Below are 16,433 nucleotides of genomic sequence, written 5' to 3' on the forward strand. Positions count from 1 at the left end.
TATAACAATCGAATATTCGGAGTTGATCGAATACTGTCCAAATTCCGGGGACATAATACAGAATTCAAAAGATAGGGGGATGGGCAATAACGGGGCAGGATCGTCACAACCAGTCGGCGTTTTTAATCAAAAATTCTATTTTTCAAGAGGATTGAGGACTTGAAATCCGAGATCAGACACCACGGCGCAAAGATTTTTATCCGAGGCTGCAAAATACCAGTCTCTTTCCGCAATCAATATAAATGCTGCCGCATGCATCGCATCAAGTGATCTCAGGCCATATCGACTGCCGTAATTTTCAAGCAATTGTTCAGCTTCATCAATGACTTTGCGGTTAAGCGGCTGAATGTTAAAAGAATCCCACCTTTCCCGAAAGCCCTGCTGAAGCAGGTTATAGTGCTCCCTGCTTAATTCCTGATTCCGCAGCAGCCTTTGCAATGCACTTTGAAACTCGAGTCTGGCAAGATCAAGAAGTGTTATTTTCCGGGCGTTACTTACCCAGTCCATAACCGCTTTTGTACCGTTTTCCGCCTGAAACAGTTTCACCAGCACTGAAGTATCGAGAAAAAGATTCACAGCCGATCCTCGCGCTGTCTGTGAATTTCATTGCTGAGACTTGTTTTACATTTCTGCATGGCGGCATGGAGCTGTTCATAAGTAATTTTGTAGCTTTCCCGGGGGATAGGGGAATGACGGGAAAGCCGCAACTGATCAATCCATTCGTTGACAAGCATGATGTCTGCTTCAGACAAATCATCCAGGGCTTTGATAGTCTGTTCTTTGATTTTCATATAGACCCCCTCCTCTCTTGAACCGCTTTCATCTGTCCATTTTTTCAATAAATGAAAAGCATCTTCATTTTAAATCAATTTAACAGGAGATTGCCTTTTTTGCAATCAGGAGTGGACCCCATTTTGTGACCAGAGGGAGTCAATCCTTGATTATTGCCTTATCCAATTCCGGGGACACAATATGCAATTTTCTTGAAATTCGATACAGCCTCAGGCATGATTCAAATATGGCACGTTTACCCAGAATCGTTGTACCCGGCTGCCCCCATCATGTGACCCAGCGTGGCAACCGAGGCCAGAAGACCTTTTTCAGCAGTGGGGATTACCGGCAGTATATCAGGCTGATGTCACAGTGGTGCCATGAGCATGGCGTACAAATATGGAGTTATTGCCTGATGCCCAACCATATCCATCTCATCGCCGTGCCGGATCGTTCCAAACTGGGATCGGCTCCTGGAATCAGGACTGCCGGAAGCAGACAAAGACAGCATCAAAATGCACGGCAAAACCGGCCGTCCACTGGGAAACGAGGACTTTCTGGATTCCGTGGAAAAGATGACAGGCCGAAAAGTCAGGCCGCAAAAGCCAGGACCGAAACCAAAAAATTAGGTATTGTGTCCCCCGCAATCTCGCGCAATCCTCGGTTTCAGGAATAGAGAGAGATTTTTATTTTACTTCCTGTTGCATAAGCGTATCTTTTCAGGCTTCGCAGGCTCGGTAGAGAACCGCCGGATTCAAGTCGCGCCACGGATGATTGCGTTGTCCCCATTTTTTCAGCCAATTGTTTCTGGGTCATGCCGGACCTGATTCTGGCCCTTATCAATTCATTGACCAATTGAAATTCTTCCTCCATGTCAGCGAAAACTTTAGCATACTCGGGATCTCCCACAAGCATTTCCTTATGCTTTTCTTCTATACTCTTACCCATTTTCTATCTCCCGGGCTCTTTTCAGAGCAATTTTTAATTCTTTGCGCGGCAGCTTATTTGATTTTTTGATGAAACACCTGAGAATTATGATCTTTTTGCCCGTCGCTGTAATGTAAAGACTCCTTCCCTGTAACGCTCTTATTTCCCAGATTTTATCCTGGACATGCCTTATGTACGGCAACCCAATATTGGGAAGCCCGAATTCCTTGATCAAATTTGAAATATGAACTGTTTTTGCCCTGACTTCAGCAGGTAATCTTTCAAATTCCGACTCTACTGTCTCATCTAAAAACTCAATCACCCAATTATCCATAAAACGAATATATAGCATTTTTGCTATATCGTCAAGAAATAACAGATTCAGGAGTGGACCCCATTTTGTGACCAGAGGGGGTCAAACCTCGATTACAATTCCGTACAATTCCGGGTAGAGTAGAAGGCAGGCCAGCCTGCCCTCTACTCTACCCGGAATCCCGCAATTTGACGGGACACAACAATGCAGCCTTTTCAGCAAACTTCTTTCAAAACACATATCCCCTTGACATATCCCTTATTGTTTTTATAATAAAACCATTCTAAACAAAATCGAAAAGGGGGATACCATGACCAATGTCAGAACCAGGATTTTCAAAAGCAACAGGAGCCAGGCTGTTCGCCTTCCCAAAGAGGTTGCCATGCCGGAATCAGTAAAAGATGTTGAGATCACAAAAATCGGCAATAAGCGCATCATCATTCCGGCGGGACAGTCCTGGGATGATTGGTTTGAATCTGAAGGGGTTTCCAATGATTTTATGTCAGATCGCCACCAGCCCAAAGACCAGACCAGGGAATCCATGTAATGCTGAAATATATGCTGGACACAAATGTTATAATATACACAATGAAAAATCGGCCCCGGCAGGTAAAAAAACAATTTCAGCAGCACGACGGCCGAATGGCCGTCTCTGCTGTAACTCTGGGTGAATTGGTATTCGGGGCTGAACACTCACAAGCGGTTGAAAAAAACCTGGCCGATATTGAATCGCTGATCGCCAGGCTTGAAGTGCTGCCTTTTGAAAGCAAAGCCGCATATCATTTTGGACAGGTAAGGGCGGCCTTATATAAGGCGGGCTCTCCCATAGGTACATATGACATGATGATTGCAGGACATGCCCGGGTCCTGGGGTTAGTACTGGTGACCAATAGCCACAAAGAATTCCAGAGAGTGCCTGGACTACTGCTTGAAAACTGGGTGTAAAAAAAATAAGGGTCACCGCCCCAACTCCGGGGACAAAAAGATGACAGGCCGAAAAGTCAGGCCGCAACAGCCAGGACCGATACCAAAGCATTAGGTATTATGTCCCCGGAATAGCTTGACAGCCCTTATTAAATATCATAATTTGATATCAGAATAATATCAAAAATAGAATCACAACAAGGGGGCTGAATGAAAGCGATTACCATACGGGGCATAGAGCCCGAAGTGGCTGAAAAATTAAAACAAACAGCAAGCTCACAGGGAAAAAGCACAAACCGGTTGATCCTTGATATAATTAAAAAAGAACTCGGTTTTGAAAAAGAAAAACGATATTCCCGTCGATATCATGACCTTGATGATTTGCTTGGGACATGGAGCGAAGCCGAATTCCAAAAAATCAGCAATAAAATCAATCATGAAAGACAAATCGATCCGGAACTTTGGTCATGAAAAAAGTCATGATTGACACGAACATATACTCCACGGCCATGAAAGGGGAACCCAGGGTTGTTGATTTATTGCGAAAAATTGATCAGATCGGCATATCAACAATAAGCGTCGGTGAGTCTTTCTCAGGCTTTAAAGCCGGCAGCAGGGAAGAAAAAAACCGGGAAGAACTCGAGGTTTTTCTTGATTCCCCGAGAGTGGCTGTTCACGGGATTGAGGTAGAAACCGCCGATTTTTATGCCGTTATACTCAATCAACTCAAAGCCGCAGGCACCCCTATTCCCACAAATGACATCTGGATTGCGGCCTCCGCCTTGCAACACGGATACAAACTTTTTTCAGAAGATAAACATTTCAACTTTATCCATGGCTTAATACAAATCAAGGCTATTTCGGGGACATAATTTTCAATTCCGGAAACCTTTTTCAGAAATGCGGATTACCGGCAGTGTATCAGGCTGATGTCACAGTGGTGCCATGAGCATGATGTACAAATATGGGGCTATTGCCTGACGCCCTATCGTGTCCATCTCATCGCCGTGCCGGTCGATGAATCAGGATTGGCAAAAGCCGGGTCCGAAATCAAAAAATTCGGTAGTGTGTCCCCGGAATACCCAACGGTTTGACGGGTTTGCCCGCTTTTTTCACTTTTTTAGCGCTTGTTTTGCCTGCGCAAGAAACTCGGCAAAAAACGCCGCGAAAATTCCGAGCATGAGGCCCAGCACCAAAGATAAAGCGCCGATTGTCATGCCGCCCCGGCCTATGGTTTCAGCTGGCATGGCTACATTGGCAGCCTTTGTTTTATTCATACGATCTTCATTGATCTGAAAAAGCTCGATTTCCCTTTCCTTGCGCTCAATGGGCCTTTGATATTCAGCAGACAGCTGCTTTAACTCCACTTCCAATTTTTCGATTAAACGATTGAGGTCCTCTGTTGCCCGCTCATGATCGGATATCTGTTTTTCGATCTGACCCTGAAGCCTTTCAATTTCCCGTTCCTTCTCCCTGACTTCTCTTGCATGCTCATTTTTCAGGGTAACCAGATCGGCCTTTAATTGCTCTATGGTTTCTTCTCCCTCAAGGATCTCTAAATGATTTTCTTCAAGTTCTGCTTCCATGCTGGAGCGTTTTTCGGGAATGCCCAGGGAAAGCTGATGCTGAATATCCACCAATTGTTTTCTGGCTTTTTCAGAATGATTCCCAAGGAGCAAGGCAGCCAGGGCCAGAGTGGGGTCATTTTTTGCCCCTTCAAACAAACTCTTTTGATTATCCATTGCCTTATCCTGCCAACTGCGCAGGTCGTTTATTTGTTGTTCAAGCAGCCGGGCCTCAACAGAAAGCCTATCCAGCCTTCCTTTAATCCTTTCCCTTTGATTTTCAAGCCAGGACACCCTATCGGTGTTTCTCCGTATCCTATGCTCAAGATCCTGTTTTTTAAGTTTGAAATTATCCTTCGTGGCTTCCAGGGCATCCCTCTGATCTGCCAAATCGTCCTTGAGTTCCTGCTGCCTGAGCAGAAAAGCCTCTTTTTTTTCTACCAGCTCGGCCTGAAGTTCTGCTAGTTCGTTTTTTTTGCTGATTTTTTCAAGCTGAAAACGGTTTTCATCCTTTAACTCCTGCAAATCCAACCGCATCTCTGCAAGGTTGATGGAAAACCTCTTCTGATAAAAATCAAATGTTTGCTCATGGACTTCTGAAAGCCTTTTTATGATACTCTGATGTAAACTATCCACAACTTCCTTTTGATCTGGATTTGCGGTTGTTTCCAGAAATACGAAATCTCCGGTCCCTTCTCCGTCCGGAACGGAAATCTTAATTTTGGGCAATTGAGAAACATTTAATTCAAATTTTTCAGAGATTTCATTGCAAGTGCGTGGAAGGATGGAATTGCTTAGCCGGGTCTCTACTGCTTCACGGTTTTCCAGCCGTTGCGTTTCTCCAGAATCGGTTACAATCTTTCCTATTTCGATACTGGTAATATAGCGTTCCTGCATCGACTTTGTGACCCAAACACCAACACCGACAAGTATACAAAGGACGATAACCCCGAAAATCACCCATCTGCGGCGAACAAGGACGAGCCATAAGTCAATCAGTCTAATTTCATCTTCCGCAGGCCCATAATCAGGATACTGCGGCACATGCCCGTGATGGTCCTGATGGTGTTGCCTTCCTGCCTGTTTTTCTTCATCCATTTAAAAACCTCGGATCTTTTTTGTGAATTACCGTTTACTACTGCATTGTCTGTGTTTTTCCGGCTTCAGCCGAAAACATGGCCTCCTGGCCGGAGCAGCTGTACTCGGGCAGAATTGTTTTCAAATATTGGCGGATACTGGAATCGTTTCTCTGTTTTGCGGCCTGCTTGAGCATGGCCAGATACCCGTTTAAGGACTCTGCGTCCACACTGGCGCAGTTTAAGACCATGATCTTGGCATGATCGGTTGCCACCACGTTTTCATGATCGGTCATGAGCTCTTCGTAGAGCTTTTCGCCCGGCCTTAAGCCCACATATTCGACCTTGATGTCCACATCCGGTTCAAACCCGGAAAAGCGAATCAAATCCCTTGCCATTTCGGCAATTTTGACCGGTGCGCCCATTTCCAGGATAAAAATCTCACCGCCTTTGCCCATGGCCCCGGCCTGGAGGATCAACTGGCAGGCCTCGGGGATGAGCATGAAATATCGCACCACCTCCGGATGGGTCACAGTGACCGGGCCGCCGTTTTTGATCTGTTTTTTAAACAAAGGGATCACGCTGCCGGCGCTGCCGATCACGTTGCCAAACCGCACCGTGACAAACCGGGTAGCCGACTTTCCGGCCATGCTTTTGTGCTGCACGATCATCTCAGAGACCCGCTTGCTGGCCCCCATGATATTGGCCGGGTTCACGGCCTTGTCAGTGGAGACGAAAACAAATTTTTCGCATCCATAACGGTCTGCCACATCCACCATGTTTTCAGTGCCCATGATATTGTTTTCCACAGCCTTCCACGGATGGGCCTCCAGCATGGGCACATGCTTGTAGGCGGCGGCGTGAAAAACAATCTCCGGGGAAAACCGGTCAAATACGTTTTCTATTTCCCTGATGTGCTGGACATCGCCAAGATGGGCAATCACGGAGACATTGGGATAATTGCGCCGCAATTCCAGGTCGATTTCATATAGCGGGCTTTCCGCCCATTCAAAAAGAATGATCTTTGACGGCGCAAACCGGCAGATCTGCCGGCACAGCCCCCTGCCGATGGAACCCCCGGCTCCGGAGACAAAAACGGTCTTTCCCTTTAAAAAAGCCCCGATTTGTTCCTGATCCAGTTCCACGGGCTTTCTGCCGAGCAAATCCCGGAACTCCACGTCCCGAATGGCATTGACCGTGACCCGGCCGTCAATGAGTTCGCCCATGCCCGGCACTGTTTTGAACTTGATACTGCAGTACTTGCACAGCTCCACAATGGAACGGATTTTTGCCGCATCCGCCGAGGGGATGGCAATGACCACATCAGAAACCCCCAGTCGTTCAACAACCCTGGGAAGCCGGGAAATCTTGTCCAAAACCGGCACCCCGTGAATCTTTCTGCCCTTTTTTCCCGGGTCATCATCGAGAAAGCCCATGACCTCGTATCGAATCGAGGCATTGTCCTTGATTTCGCGCAGGATTTTTTCCCCGCAGTCGCCCGCGCCAATGATCAGGATTCTGTGCGGCGCACTCTTTTTCTCTCTCAAGACCCTGACCAGATTTTGAAACAGCGCCTTTGTCCCGGACCTTCGCGCTGACTGCTCAAAAAGCACCCTGGCGGCCACGCGAACCCCGGCAATGGCAATCAAAGTAAAGCAGTAATCAATCAAAAAAATCGACCTGGAAAAACCTTCAAAGCGGTATCTGGCCAGCACAAACAGAACCAGCACAACAGATGCAGTTGTTGCCGCCTGTATCACGTTGAAAAGATCATTTAAGCTGGTATATCGCCACATGCCGCTGTAAAGATCAAAATAATAAAACGCGGCAACCTTTATGATCAGCACGTAGGGCAGAAGAGTAAAAAAGGGCGCAAATTCCCGGCTTGAAACACTAAAGTCAAAACGAACAAGGTAGGCGCCATAATGGGCGGCCATCAGCAATAAAATATCAAGGCAGAGAATGATAAAAAAGTTTTTGGAAAATCGAATTTTCAATTGTGCGATCCATTTGGCAGATTTGTTTTGAAGCGGGTCCAAAGCCCGTTATATCAAGGGCGATAAATACCACAGCCAAAGGGTTAAAGCAAGACCGCCAAGCTGGCCTCAAACCCTGATTTTTGCCTTTCGGACGAAAAAAGCCGATCTTTAATGCTGCCATCAAATGAAATTAAAGCAAATAATCAGGATTTGCCACCTATCCGTGCTAAACCGGCTCAACCATGTCTGAATCCAGCTCAACCGATACAGACTGCATGATGCTGGTCACCGAAAGCACCAGGCGAAAATGTTTGTCGGTGCGAACCACCACGCCTTCAACATCCTTTAACGGGCCCCTGGTGACACGCACACGCCTTCCCGGATGCAGAAAATCCGCCGGAAAAACCGGAAGCCCCGAGCAAAGGGCCTGGTGGATATCGCGCAGTTCCTGCACCAGGGTAACCGGATCTGAAACATCAATGACACGGGCAATCTGATTGGAGCGCAAAGCCGTGTACCGGCCGGAATCATCTGCCCTGAAAAACAAATAACCCGGAAACAAAGGCAACAGGCTGTAGCGGACCCGTTTGGCCGAAGACTGCTGCCGCCGGACCATGGGCAGAAAATAGCCGATGCCGCGATCGGCCAGGTAGCCGGCCAGGGCTTTTTCCCTGCGGCTTTTCACGTGGGCGATGCGCCAGCTGATGGAACCTGCCGGTGACGCGTCCGCATTTTCAAGCAAATCCTCCGGAAAAATCGGGGTCGGGTTTTTCTCCGGTGACAGGGTCATACTGCAAACCTTTCTTAATCCAGATAAATGGCATGATTACATACCATGATTCCACAATGCGTCAAGACTCGGGTAACCGAGCGCAAAAAAATATTCTGATCCGGCGTCCGCGGGTTCAGACGACCATGAATGCAGCGTGCTGTTCTGCAGAAGGCACTGACGCCACCATGGAGGTGTCAACATCGGATCTGACGTAATCGGCAGCCAGATCAATGGTGCCGGGCATCTCAAAGACAGGATGGAAATTGAAATCCAGGAGGGATCGGTAAAATTGGGCGTAGACTTGCGGCCGGGTCCGGACAAAAATCTGATATGGTGCGGCAATCCTGAAAAACTGCGCAAAATGATGAATCATCAGATAAAGGCTGGCAGCGGAAAAAAATTTGGTGTCCGGCCGGGTGTAAAACTGCGGGTAAAACCGGATGATTTCAATTCGCCGGGAAAAGCGGTTCAGGGAAATCATCAGGTTTTGGGAAAGTTCCCTGCCGCTGGCCCGGCTGATAATGAAATATGCCATGCAGTCGCCCTCTGCCGCGCACCGGATTTGGTAACGGGCCAGCAGGCGCGGCAGATTCTGACGCATAAACAGGGATGCAGGGGCAAAGGCCGGAACCGGCATGGGCGGATGCTCACTATCTGCGGCGCTGTTTTTTACGGCCGCGGGTTTTTTGATTGGACTGGCTGATTTTAATGGAACGGCCCTTGATCTGGATGCCGTTTAGCGCCTTGATGGCACGGTCGGCCTCGGAATTGTCCGGCATGTCCACAAATCCAAAGCCCTTGGACTGGCCTGAAAAACGGTCTTTTACAATATTGACACTTTCAATGGTTCCGAATTCGGCAAAAGCGCCTTTTAAGTCTTCTTCGGTCACATTATAGGCAAGGTTGCCGATGTACATGTTCATATAAGGATTCTCCTCTGCTTGGGTGGCATTGATGGCAATGGCGCTGTTTCCGTTAATCCGCCACACAATCAGCGGAAAAGCGTCGGACCGGGCCCGGTCCTTGAAGGGCAAGCAAACAGGAAAGGCGGGCCTGAAAAAATCACAAAGACCCGCCGCAAAAATGCTCTTTACCACAACATTATATGTATGACAGAAATCAACGTTTATGTCAATGTTTAAAACCATGGATATTCCGCCAGGACAAATACACCCCTGCCGGACAATCCCGTTTCTCAAACCCGGAAACTATCCGGCGACATGCTTTTCCAGCACATCCTTATACAACCGGGCCGGCTCCGGGACTTCCGGGAGTGCATCAATGCGGTCGACTGTTTCCTCATACAGATTCCAGGTGGCCGTGTGGTCGACCTGGAGTGCGGCCCCTTCCAGGGACAGGCCTGCAAACGCCCCCCGGCTCCGGCTGTAGGAATAAATCTCGGATTTCAAGGTCACATCCGTTGCCGCACCTGCCTGGCGGCCCACGGGTCCGGCCGCCACGGAAGCGTCGGCGCCCACGGTGAACCGCCCGTTTTTGATCTGATCAATGGCCTTGCGGCTTTTAAACACCAGCACCAAATCCGTGGACTGGGCCCCGATCTGCCAGCCAATGCTTCCTCCGTAAAGCTTGATAAAAAAGGGATTTTTCCAGTTGCCCGCATCATCTCGCACCGCAACCACACCGCTGCCATAACGGCCGCCGATGATAAAACCAAGCTTGTAGACGCTGGGAATTACGGCAATTGCCTCGGCCTCGTTGAGAAGGGCCGGCGGGATCCTGTTTTCCGGAATGGCACGAAGATCTTCAAGAACCTCAATGCTGTTTTGAATAATTTTTACCTCCCGGCTGTTTCCTGCCTCGGCCGTGCTTCCGATGATCAGCACACACACGGCCGCAGCCGCCATGATCCAGCATACATATCCCCTCAATACCTGTTTCATCTGATTTCTCCCTTGTTTTCAATAAAACGGCGGCAACGGCTGCCGAGCTTTAAAAAAAATTTCGCAAAATCCATTCAAACAAATCGTCCCCGGAGAATTGAGAAGTGCGGTATACCCTGGTTTCTCCCGGGTTGGGGGCATACCGTGGTCCGCGCTCCGGTATCAGCGGTTCGGCATCAAAGCGTGCAGGTCCGGATCTTTGGGATGAGGCCGTGCGCACGCGTACCTCTCCGGTCTCCCGCTGCCGCTCATAATCCCTGCGCTTTGCTGAATCAGCCAGCACCGAGTAGGCTTCCTGAATATCTCTGAATTCGCGGCTGTCGCCGCCGGCGTGATCGGGGTGATACTGTTTGGCCAGGCGGCGGTAGGCGGTCTTGACCTCTTCATGGCCGGCATCGGCAGGGATGCCGAGAATGGCGTAATAGCTCCTTGCCATAATCCATACCCTCCTGATCCACCCGGTAAAATTTTGCTTTTATCGGATCATCCAGAATTTTTAAAAAATATAAACAATCCAAACCGGTTCGTCAATTTTTATGCAGCCCGCATTTCCTGCTCCACGTCCGCCATCATTTCCTCAAAATGCGGAATCTCCCGGCGCCTGAGCAACGCCGGGATCTTTTCCGTGTCAATGACGTGGGGGTGGTCGTGATGGGTTTTTAACATTTTAACAATGTCAAGGCGATCTGAAAGGCCCTTTTCAGACCGGGGATCCTTGGCGTAGCGGTGCAGCTTCATGGCAATGATGTACTCAGGCTTTAAAATACTGATGCCCCGGCCTCCAAAACTGAGGATGTTGGTGGATTGTTCCCGGTTTTCCAGAATCCAGCGCATGAGCTTGCCGGAAACCGGCCGGCTTTCAGCAGACAGGAAATCCACGTAAAGCCTGGTTTTTCGGTGACGCAGGCTATGGCCCGGAGAATCTGAGGTTTCAAAGCATTGATCAAGCACGGCCGATTTTTCCGAAGCAATGTCATCTTCCAGAAATGCCTCAAAATCAGCTTCTTCCAGCAGCACGTCCACATCAAATGTCACCCGGGGCTGCACCGGCGGCTGAATGTACTTCGACGCTGCCAGGGCCCCCACCAGGATGGCGGTATCATAGACCCGTGACACGTCGAGGATCACCCGGTCAAAATTGTTGACATCCGGATCATCTGAAAAAAAATCCAAAAAATGTTCCGCTACGACAAAACACTGGGTTTCATCGCAGGAAGTAATCTGCTGGAGCATATATTGCGGTTTCCTCTCCCTGATGGCGCCGTAAAAAGTCCTAAAACGGATATCACCGTCAACCACTAAAGAGATAATTTATTGATTTTACTTAACACTTAATCACTTAAAACTTAACACTGCCTGTAAAAAAGACTTTTTACAGGCTTATCTTCCCTGGTTTGCGCAAATACGGACATATCATATCCATAAATCCGTTGGCATGCAAGAACATCATTGACATTGCCCCTTTTGCATCGCATATGAAGTATGATATAGAAAAATCCGGCCGGACCCGAATTGTTTGAAAAACCGGAAATGAAACCATACCTGCTGCCTACAGGACGTGTTTATCCATGCGGCTTAAAAGTGAAACCATCAATGATCTGCTGGTGGTCAAAGTGCTGGACAGCGCAGTTGACGCCGGCAATGCCCTTGAGCTCAAGGCGGAGCTGCTGCCCCTGGTGGAAAAATACCGGAAAGTGGCCCTGGACATGGGCAAGGTAAAATTCATGGACAGCTCCGGGGTGGGGGCAATGCTTTCCTGCCTTCGGGCCATTCATCACAACGGCGGCGAACTGAGGCTTTTCTCGGTGAAGCCCAACCTGTATCAATTGTTTAAGCTGGTGCGCCTTGACACACTGGTTGGAATCCATGAAAACCGAAAAACCGCCCTTGAAGCCTTTGACCGCAACCCCGATGCCACCACCTGATCCGAAAACCAGCCCGGAAAACCTCAAAGATGCCGATTCAGGCCAATCCATTGTGCTTTTTTTCCCCTTTGAAAACCTGCCTGAAAACGCCAATGATCTGCTCGGGCCCTTATCGGAGATCTCGGGCATCCAGGTCGGAGACCTGCGTTACAGGCTTTCAGGCCGGGGCCTTACCCGGCTGAGCCCGGACCCGGCACCGGAAAAAATCAGCCACTGCATCAGGCAAATCCGGGACATGGGCCTTGCAGCGGTACAGGTGCCGGAATCGGCCGTGAGGAGCCGATTCCGGCTGCCCACGGCCAGAAAGATCAGCATCGCTGACTCCGCTGTGGTGTTTTTTGACCGGCAGGACAATGCAGTGCTCACAATCGACAAAAAGACCGATCTTCTCGTGATTGCTGCCGATCTTTCCGGAAAGGTCGTGGAAAAGCCGGACCTGAGCCTTTTCATGGAGACCCGGTCAGCCGGCAGAGATTTTGACCAGGCATTGAAACGCATATCAGCGGCCAGGCCAGTGGCCGTGATCTGCAAAATCAACCAGGGGGAACCCCCTGCAGGGGTGTTTGTGGATCATACAAGGTTTTCCTATCCCAGCATGCAAAACCATATGGACCTTAGTGCAGCCGTGAATTTTCGCAACCTCACGGCCATTGTCACAAAACGTGCCGGAACCGCAGTAACGGATCATTTTTTTGGCGCCGCCCGCCTGCCCGGGGCTGTGCCTGATTATCAAAGCGGAGAAAAAGAAATCCTGACCGCCTTAAACCGCTATACCCGCTACATGGTGGCCGCTGCCCGGGCCGGCGTTTTCGGGCAGGCCCGCAAACCCGCTGATGATGCCGGTTTTTCCGCCATCCCGGGATTCACAGGACCCGGCAGGACTGCGCAACCATCCGAAAATGAGCAGAATTTTTCGTTTCCGCACGATTCGTCCTCATCCCGGGCGACCAAACCCAAACCCCCGCCGGAGCCTGATTCTTCCGGCATCAGGGGCTATTTCGCAAAGGCGCCTCACGAATTTATTATGGGCGGGGTTTTTGCGGTAATGGCGGTTTTATGGTGTTTTTTTAACCTTCAGCGCTTTGACCACCCGGTTTTCTGGAACACTTTGGCCGGCGTCGGTCTGATCACCGCCGGCCTGGGGCTTTTTTCCTATTCCCTGGTAATGCTGCACTACAAACGAATGATTGAAAACACCCCTACTTCCCGGGTTCGCTCGGTGGCCATGGGCACTGCCGAACTCGAGGGGCGGGCCCGCCAATATTATGATCTGCGCTCACCCCACAGCAAAACCAGGTGCGTGTATTACTGGTGCACGTATCTGCGGCGGGTGCGCACTTCAAAGAAAAACGAGTGGCGGGTGGAAAAAATTGCCCGCTCCGGGGCCCTGCCCTTTTACCTGGAGGATGAAACCGGCCGGATCCTGGTGCGGCCCAGGGGCGCACTCATGCTTGCGGACAAAAGCCGCCAGGAGTTTTGGGGCGGACAGGGGATGTGGCTGGCCCCGGATCTTCGGGACAGGGGCACAAAAATCATCGAAACCCTAATTGCAGAAGGCGCCCGGATCTACGTGCTGGGCGCTGCCGGAACCGAACGCACCGGCCCGGCTTTCAGACAGCGGCTGATCACCCGCCTTCGGGCGCTCAAATCTGACCCCGACGCCCTTGCACAATACGATGCTAACAACGACGGCCGAATTGACGAACACGAATGGGAAGCCGCCCGCACGGACATGGAAACCCGGCTGCATGCCGAATCTTTGGCCGGCGGCACAGGCCCCGGCGAGCGGCCGGTGATCAAAAAGCACAAACTGGCCATGATGCCGTTTATCATTGCAGATTCTGAAGCAGCCATCATCCGAAAACTGGCCCTGCGCACCTGGCTTCTGCTGCCGGGCGGTCTTGCGGTTGCCGGGCTCGGCCTGCAGCTGCTGATACGTCTTTACGGCGGATAACAAACCTTGAACCTTGAACCTTGAACATTGAACCTTGAACCTGGAAAGGAACAAAACCCATGAGCACCATTATCCTGTTGATTCTTTTAGGGGTGGTTGTTGCCCTGATCATTTACCTGGTGGTCATCTTCAACGGCCTTGTGCGGCTGAAGCATAACATTGACCGGGCATGGAGCAACATTGACGTTTTGCTCAAACAGCGCTACGATGAGCTGCCCAAGCTCGTCCGGGTATGCGAGGGATATATGCAGCACGAACGGGCGGTGCTGGAAAACGTCACCCGGGCGCGGGCGCAATTGGACAATGCCGGCAGCGGCACGGAGGTGATCGAAGCCAACAATGCCATTTCCCAGGCCCTGCGATCGCTTTTTGCCGTTGTGGAAAACTATCCGGATCTCAAGGCGGACCAGGCTTTCCGGCAGCTCCAGAGCCGGGTTTCCCAGCTCGAGGACCAGATTGCCGACCGCAGGGAGCTTTACAACGACAGCGTGAATCTGTTTAATATCCGGATCGAGCAGTTTCCGGACGTGTTTGTGGCCAACATGATGAAGCTTGTACCCAGGCAGCTCTGGCAGATTGAGCCCGAACACCGGCGGGATGTGGAAATCAGTTTTAACATGGCATAAATAGCGGCCGAACAAGGAGTTTTTTAAATGGATGACTACAATAAAAACAGAATTGCCACCCGCGCGGTTCATTCCGGCGAGGTCCGGTTCAACGAATACGGGTCTGTAACCACACCCATAGTGCAAACCTCAACGTTTATCTTCAGAAACGTGGAAGAAATCCGAAAACTCGCAGACGGCGACATGGAACGCTTTGAATACGGCCGGTACGGACATCCCACCCAGCTGGCGGCCGAACGCAAGCTGGCCGCTCTCGAGGAGGCCGAGGATGCGATTCTTTTTTCCTCGGGCATGAGCGCCATCACCACCTCCCTTTTCATGCTGCTGAAAGCCGGCGATCACCTGATCATTACAGATGACGCCTACAAACGCACCCTGGATTTCTGCAAGTCCTATCTGGGGCGCTACAATATCGAGTGCAGCGTGGTCCGGATGTGCGACTATGAGGCCATGGAAAACGCCATTCAGCCCAACACCAAAGTGTTTTTCTCCGAGTCGCCCACCAACCCGTATTTAAACATTATGGATCTGGAACGGCTCATGGAGATCTTCGGCAAACGCGACATCACCGTGATCTCGGATTCCACCTTCGCCACCCCGTTTAACCAGAAACCCCTGGAATACGGCGTGCACCTGGTGATCCACAGCGCCACCAAGTACCTGGCCGGCCACAATGACCTGCTCTCCGGGGTTTTGCTCGGCAAAAAAGAACTCACCGATCCCATCCGGGAATTTCTCAAAATCACCGGCGGGGTGATCGATCCCAACTCATCGTATCTGCTGATCCGGGGTCTCAAAACCTTTCCTTTGCGCATGGAGCGCCTAAACAGCAACGCCCAGGTGGTGGCCGAGCACCTGGAGGCCAATTCCAAGATCAACCGGGTCTATTACCCGGGGCTTGCCAGCCATCCTCATCATGAAGTGGCAAAACGCCAGATGAAAGGCTTTGGTGCGGTGGTCACCTTTGAGGTCAAAGACGATGCCGAATACGTGCTCAATTTTTTAAGCCGGCTCAAAATCTTAAGCATCGGCCCGAGCCTGGGCGGTGTGGAGTCGCTGATCACGCACCCGGCCACCATCAGCTATTACATGCACACCCGGGAAGAACGCATGGAACTGGGCATCAAGGACGGACTGATCCGCCTGGCCGTGGGCATAGAAGATCCAGAGGACATTGTCGAAGATATTGACCAGGCACTGGCCGCAGCGCAATAAGCCCGCCCTCAAACCGGCTTGAATAGCCTCGTGCTCTGCGGCCGGACCGGCTTTCTTCAGGATGTGGATGAACGCCGCAAAGGAATCCAGGGCGATATCCGGCACCACCAGGCCACTATCGACCAGAAAGAAGCAGAGAAAAAGGAAAATCCGGAAAATGCCGGCAACAAAAACAACAGTGCTTGACAGGACAAAAACTGCATGCTAATGATGATGCGTCTTTTTGTCGGGGCGTAGCGCAGCCTGGAAGCGCACTTGCATGGGGTGCAAGGAGTCGCAGGTTCAAATCCTGCCGCCCCGACCAACAACACCAATCAAAGGGTTATGGCTTGTCCATAGCCCTTTTTTGTGCTCTTTTCCGCTTGAAATCAAAGAAATCAATCAGTACCTAATTTGAGCGATTTTCAAGTTTGCCGTAGATACAAGGAAGATGCAGACTCGCTATAGTCAACTATGCGAGGTTGCATCTGACGCAGTAGCTGCGG

22 protein-coding genes and 1 tRNA gene are annotated in these 16,433 nt (G+C 50.4%); 11 read left to right on the forward strand and 12 right to left on the reverse strand.

Annotated features, from left to right (window positions below; genetic code table 11):
* Positions 1–135: 135 nt before the first annotated feature.
* Both ACTCIA_RS04965 and ACTCIA_RS04970 read right to left on the reverse strand, forming a co-directional pair.
* Positions 136–576 carry a type II toxin-antitoxin system VapC family toxin gene (locus tag ACTCIA_RS04965; RefSeq protein WP_463000693.1) on the reverse strand — a complete coding sequence of 147 codons (441 nt, stop codon included), beginning with the start codon at positions 574–576 and terminating at the stop codon, positions 136–138.
* Positions 573–791, reverse strand: a complete 219-nt coding sequence (locus tag ACTCIA_RS04970) for a hypothetical protein (RefSeq protein ID WP_463000694.1) — start codon at positions 789–791, stop codon at positions 573–575. Before ACTCIA_RS04970 ends, ACTCIA_RS04965 begins: the two co-directional genes overlap by 4 nt.
* Before the next feature lie 227 nt (positions 792–1,018).
* On the opposite strand from ACTCIA_RS04970, the gene ACTCIA_RS04975 reads away from it, so the two are divergent.
* Complete coding sequence (locus ACTCIA_RS04975) at positions 1,019–1,447, forward strand: transposase (protein WP_463000695.1); 429 nt, start codon at positions 1,019–1,021, stop codon at positions 1,445–1,447.
* Here the strand turns inward: ACTCIA_RS04975 and ACTCIA_RS04980 are convergent.
* Together ACTCIA_RS04980 and ACTCIA_RS04985 are read right to left on the reverse strand one after the other, a co-directional pair.
* The gene (locus tag ACTCIA_RS04980; RefSeq protein ID WP_463000696.1) at positions 1,438–1,719 is read right to left on the reverse strand and encodes a helix-turn-helix domain-containing protein; all 282 of its coding nucleotides are present in this window, start codon (positions 1,717–1,719) and stop codon (positions 1,438–1,440) included. The two genes, ACTCIA_RS04975 and ACTCIA_RS04980, sit on opposite strands and share 10 nt — an antisense overlap.
* The gene (locus tag ACTCIA_RS04985; RefSeq protein ID WP_463000697.1) at positions 1,712–2,050 is read right to left on the reverse strand and encodes a type II toxin-antitoxin system RelE/ParE family toxin; all 339 of its coding nucleotides are present in this window, start codon (positions 2,048–2,050) and stop codon (positions 1,712–1,714) included. Before ACTCIA_RS04985 ends, ACTCIA_RS04980 begins: the two co-directional genes overlap by 8 nt.
* Before the next feature lie 271 nt (positions 2,051–2,321).
* Between ACTCIA_RS04985 and vapB the strand changes: the two genes are divergently transcribed.
* From vapB to ACTCIA_RS05005, 4 genes are all read left to right on the forward strand, one after another.
* On the forward strand, positions 2,322–2,558 hold the full coding sequence (gene vapB, locus ACTCIA_RS04990; protein WP_463000698.1) for a type II toxin-antitoxin system VapB family antitoxin: 237 nt from the start codon (positions 2,322–2,324) through the stop codon (positions 2,556–2,558).
* An 11-nt stretch (positions 2,559–2,569) separates the two neighbouring features.
* Complete coding sequence (gene vapC / locus ACTCIA_RS04995) at positions 2,570–2,956, forward strand: type II toxin-antitoxin system tRNA(fMet)-specific endonuclease VapC (RefSeq protein ID WP_463000714.1); 387 nt, start codon at positions 2,570–2,572, stop codon at positions 2,954–2,956.
* Between the two features lie 189 nt (positions 2,957–3,145).
* Complete coding sequence (locus ACTCIA_RS05000; protein WP_463000699.1) at positions 3,146–3,406, forward strand: FitA-like ribbon-helix-helix domain-containing protein; 261 nt, start codon at positions 3,146–3,148, stop codon at positions 3,404–3,406.
* Positions 3,403–3,807 carry a PIN domain-containing protein gene (locus tag ACTCIA_RS05005; RefSeq protein WP_463000700.1) on the forward strand — a complete coding sequence of 135 codons (405 nt, stop codon included), beginning with the start codon at positions 3,403–3,405 and terminating at the stop codon, positions 3,805–3,807. The genes ACTCIA_RS05000 and ACTCIA_RS05005 overlap by 4 nt, the downstream gene beginning before the upstream one ends.
* 240 nt (positions 3,808–4,047) lie before the next feature.
* Here the strand turns inward: ACTCIA_RS05005 and ACTCIA_RS05010 are convergent, their stop codons facing one another.
* The 8 genes from ACTCIA_RS05010 to ACTCIA_RS05045 all read right to left on the reverse strand — a co-directional run bounded on the left by ACTCIA_RS05010 (position 4,048) and on the right by ACTCIA_RS05045 (position 11,461).
* A complete protein-coding gene (locus ACTCIA_RS05010) occupies positions 4,048–5,598 on the reverse strand; it encodes a GumC domain-containing protein (protein ID WP_463000701.1) in 1,551 nt (516 codons plus the stop codon).
* A 37-nt stretch (positions 5,599–5,635) separates the two neighbouring features.
* Positions 5,636–7,573 (reverse strand): polysaccharide biosynthesis protein, encoded by a 1,938-nt coding sequence (locus ACTCIA_RS05015; RefSeq protein WP_463000702.1) that lies wholly within the window; start codon positions 7,571–7,573, stop codon positions 5,636–5,638.
* A gap of 208 nt (positions 7,574–7,781) precedes the next feature.
* Positions 7,782–8,345 carry a transcription termination/antitermination NusG family protein gene (locus ACTCIA_RS05020; RefSeq protein ID WP_463000703.1) on the reverse strand — a complete coding sequence of 188 codons (564 nt, stop codon included), beginning with the start codon at positions 8,343–8,345 and terminating at the stop codon, positions 7,782–7,784.
* Positions 8,346–8,460: 115 nt separating this feature from the next.
* Positions 8,461–8,964 carry a hypothetical protein gene (locus ACTCIA_RS05025; protein ID WP_463000704.1) on the reverse strand — a complete coding sequence of 168 codons (504 nt, stop codon included), beginning with the start codon at positions 8,962–8,964 and terminating at the stop codon, positions 8,461–8,463.
* 13 nt (positions 8,965–8,977) lie between these two features.
* The gene (locus ACTCIA_RS05030) at positions 8,978–9,250 is read right to left on the reverse strand and encodes an RNA recognition motif domain-containing protein (protein ID WP_463000705.1); all 273 of its coding nucleotides are present in this window, start codon (positions 9,248–9,250) and stop codon (positions 8,978–8,980) included.
* Between the two features lie 285 nt (positions 9,251–9,535).
* Positions 9,536–10,228 carry a lipid-binding SYLF domain-containing protein gene (locus tag ACTCIA_RS05035; RefSeq protein WP_463000706.1) on the reverse strand — a complete coding sequence of 231 codons (693 nt, stop codon included), beginning with the start codon at positions 10,226–10,228 and terminating at the stop codon, positions 9,536–9,538.
* Between the two features lie 49 nt (positions 10,229–10,277).
* Positions 10,278–10,664, reverse strand: a complete 387-nt coding sequence (locus ACTCIA_RS05040) for a J domain-containing protein (RefSeq protein ID WP_463000707.1) — start codon at positions 10,662–10,664, stop codon at positions 10,278–10,280.
* Between the two features lie 98 nt (positions 10,665–10,762).
* On the reverse strand, positions 10,763–11,461 hold the full coding sequence (locus tag ACTCIA_RS05045; RefSeq protein ID WP_463000708.1) for a hypothetical protein: 699 nt from the start codon (positions 11,459–11,461) through the stop codon (positions 10,763–10,765).
* A 335-nt stretch (positions 11,462–11,796) separates the two neighbouring features.
* Between ACTCIA_RS05045 and ACTCIA_RS05050 the strand changes: the two genes are divergently transcribed.
* The 6 genes from ACTCIA_RS05050 to ACTCIA_RS05075 all read left to right on the forward strand — a co-directional run bounded on the left by ACTCIA_RS05050 (position 11,797) and on the right by ACTCIA_RS05075 (position 16,252).
* Complete coding sequence (locus ACTCIA_RS05050; RefSeq protein ID WP_463000709.1) at positions 11,797–12,153, forward strand: STAS domain-containing protein; 357 nt, start codon at positions 11,797–11,799, stop codon at positions 12,151–12,153.
* Positions 12,140–14,107, forward strand: a complete 1,968-nt coding sequence (locus ACTCIA_RS05055; protein ID WP_463000710.1) for a GIDE domain-containing protein — start codon at positions 12,140–12,142, stop codon at positions 14,105–14,107. Before ACTCIA_RS05050 ends, ACTCIA_RS05055 begins: the two co-directional genes overlap by 14 nt.
* Positions 14,108–14,166: 59 nt before the next feature.
* On the forward strand, positions 14,167–14,733 hold the full coding sequence (locus ACTCIA_RS05060) for a LemA family protein (RefSeq protein WP_463000711.1): 567 nt from the start codon (positions 14,167–14,169) through the stop codon (positions 14,731–14,733).
* A 27-nt stretch (positions 14,734–14,760) separates the two neighbouring features.
* Complete coding sequence (locus ACTCIA_RS05065) at positions 14,761–15,948, forward strand: trans-sulfuration enzyme family protein (protein ID WP_463000712.1); 1,188 nt, start codon at positions 14,761–14,763, stop codon at positions 15,946–15,948.
* Positions 15,949–15,966: 18 nt separating this feature from the next.
* Positions 15,967–16,134: a hypothetical protein gene (locus ACTCIA_RS05070; RefSeq protein WP_463000713.1), complete on the forward strand. Its 168-nt coding sequence runs from the start codon at positions 15,967–15,969 to the stop codon at positions 16,132–16,134.
* Between the two features lie 41 nt (positions 16,135–16,175).
* Positions 16,176–16,252: transfer RNA gene (locus ACTCIA_RS05075), tRNA-Pro, on the forward strand.
* The last annotated feature ends 181 nt before the right edge of the window (positions 16,253–16,433 follow it).

The sequence above is a fragment of the Desulfosalsimonas sp. genome (assembly GCF_055149105.1).

Excerpts from the sequence above, each read along its gene's own strand:
- ACTCIA_RS04970 (WP_463000694.1), bottom strand. The coding sequence starts at position 791 with ATGAAAATCAAAGAACAGACTATCAAAGCCCTGGATGATTTGTCTGAA.
- ACTCIA_RS04975 (WP_463000695.1), top strand. The coding sequence starts at position 1,019 with ATGGCACGTTTACCCAGAATCGTTGTACCCGGCTGCCCCCATCATGTG.
- ACTCIA_RS04980 (WP_463000696.1), bottom strand. The coding sequence starts at position 1,719 with ATGGGTAAGAGTATAGAAGAAAAGCATAAGGAAATGCTTGTGGGAGAT.
- ACTCIA_RS04985 (WP_463000697.1), bottom strand. The coding sequence starts at position 2,050 with ATGCTATATATTCGTTTTATGGATAATTGGGTGATTGAGTTTTTAGAT.
- vapB (WP_463000698.1), top strand. The coding sequence starts at position 2,322 with ATGACCAATGTCAGAACCAGGATTTTCAAAAGCAACAGGAGCCAGGCT.
- vapC (WP_463000714.1), top strand. The coding sequence starts at position 2,570 with ATGCTGGACACAAATGTTATAATATACACAATGAAAAATCGGCCCCGG.
- ACTCIA_RS05000 (WP_463000699.1), top strand. The coding sequence starts at position 3,146 with ATGAAAGCGATTACCATACGGGGCATAGAGCCCGAAGTGGCTGAAAAA.
- ACTCIA_RS05005 (WP_463000700.1), top strand. The coding sequence starts at position 3,403 with ATGAAAAAAGTCATGATTGACACGAACATATACTCCACGGCCATGAAA.
- ACTCIA_RS05010 (WP_463000701.1), bottom strand. The coding sequence starts at position 5,598 with ATGGATGAAGAAAAACAGGCAGGAAGGCAACACCATCAGGACCATCAC.
- ACTCIA_RS05020 (WP_463000703.1), bottom strand. The coding sequence starts at position 8,345 with ATGACCCTGTCACCGGAGAAAAACCCGACCCCGATTTTTCCGGAGGAT.
- ACTCIA_RS05025 (WP_463000704.1), bottom strand. The coding sequence starts at position 8,964 with ATGCCGGTTCCGGCCTTTGCCCCTGCATCCCTGTTTATGCGTCAGAAT.
- ACTCIA_RS05030 (WP_463000705.1), bottom strand. The coding sequence starts at position 9,250 with ATGAACATGTACATCGGCAACCTTGCCTATAATGTGACCGAAGAAGAC.
- ACTCIA_RS05035 (WP_463000706.1), bottom strand. The coding sequence starts at position 10,228 with ATGAAACAGGTATTGAGGGGATATGTATGCTGGATCATGGCGGCTGCG.
- ACTCIA_RS05040 (WP_463000707.1), bottom strand. The coding sequence starts at position 10,664 with ATGGCAAGGAGCTATTACGCCATTCTCGGCATCCCTGCCGATGCCGGC.
- ACTCIA_RS05045 (WP_463000708.1), bottom strand. The coding sequence starts at position 11,461 with ATGCTCCAGCAGATTACTTCCTGCGATGAAACCCAGTGTTTTGTCGTA.
- ACTCIA_RS05050 (WP_463000709.1), top strand. The coding sequence starts at position 11,797 with ATGCGGCTTAAAAGTGAAACCATCAATGATCTGCTGGTGGTCAAAGTG.
- ACTCIA_RS05055 (WP_463000710.1), top strand. The coding sequence starts at position 12,140 with ATGCCACCACCTGATCCGAAAACCAGCCCGGAAAACCTCAAAGATGCC.
- ACTCIA_RS05060 (WP_463000711.1), top strand. The coding sequence starts at position 14,167 with ATGAGCACCATTATCCTGTTGATTCTTTTAGGGGTGGTTGTTGCCCTG.
- ACTCIA_RS05065 (WP_463000712.1), top strand. The coding sequence starts at position 14,761 with ATGGATGACTACAATAAAAACAGAATTGCCACCCGCGCGGTTCATTCC.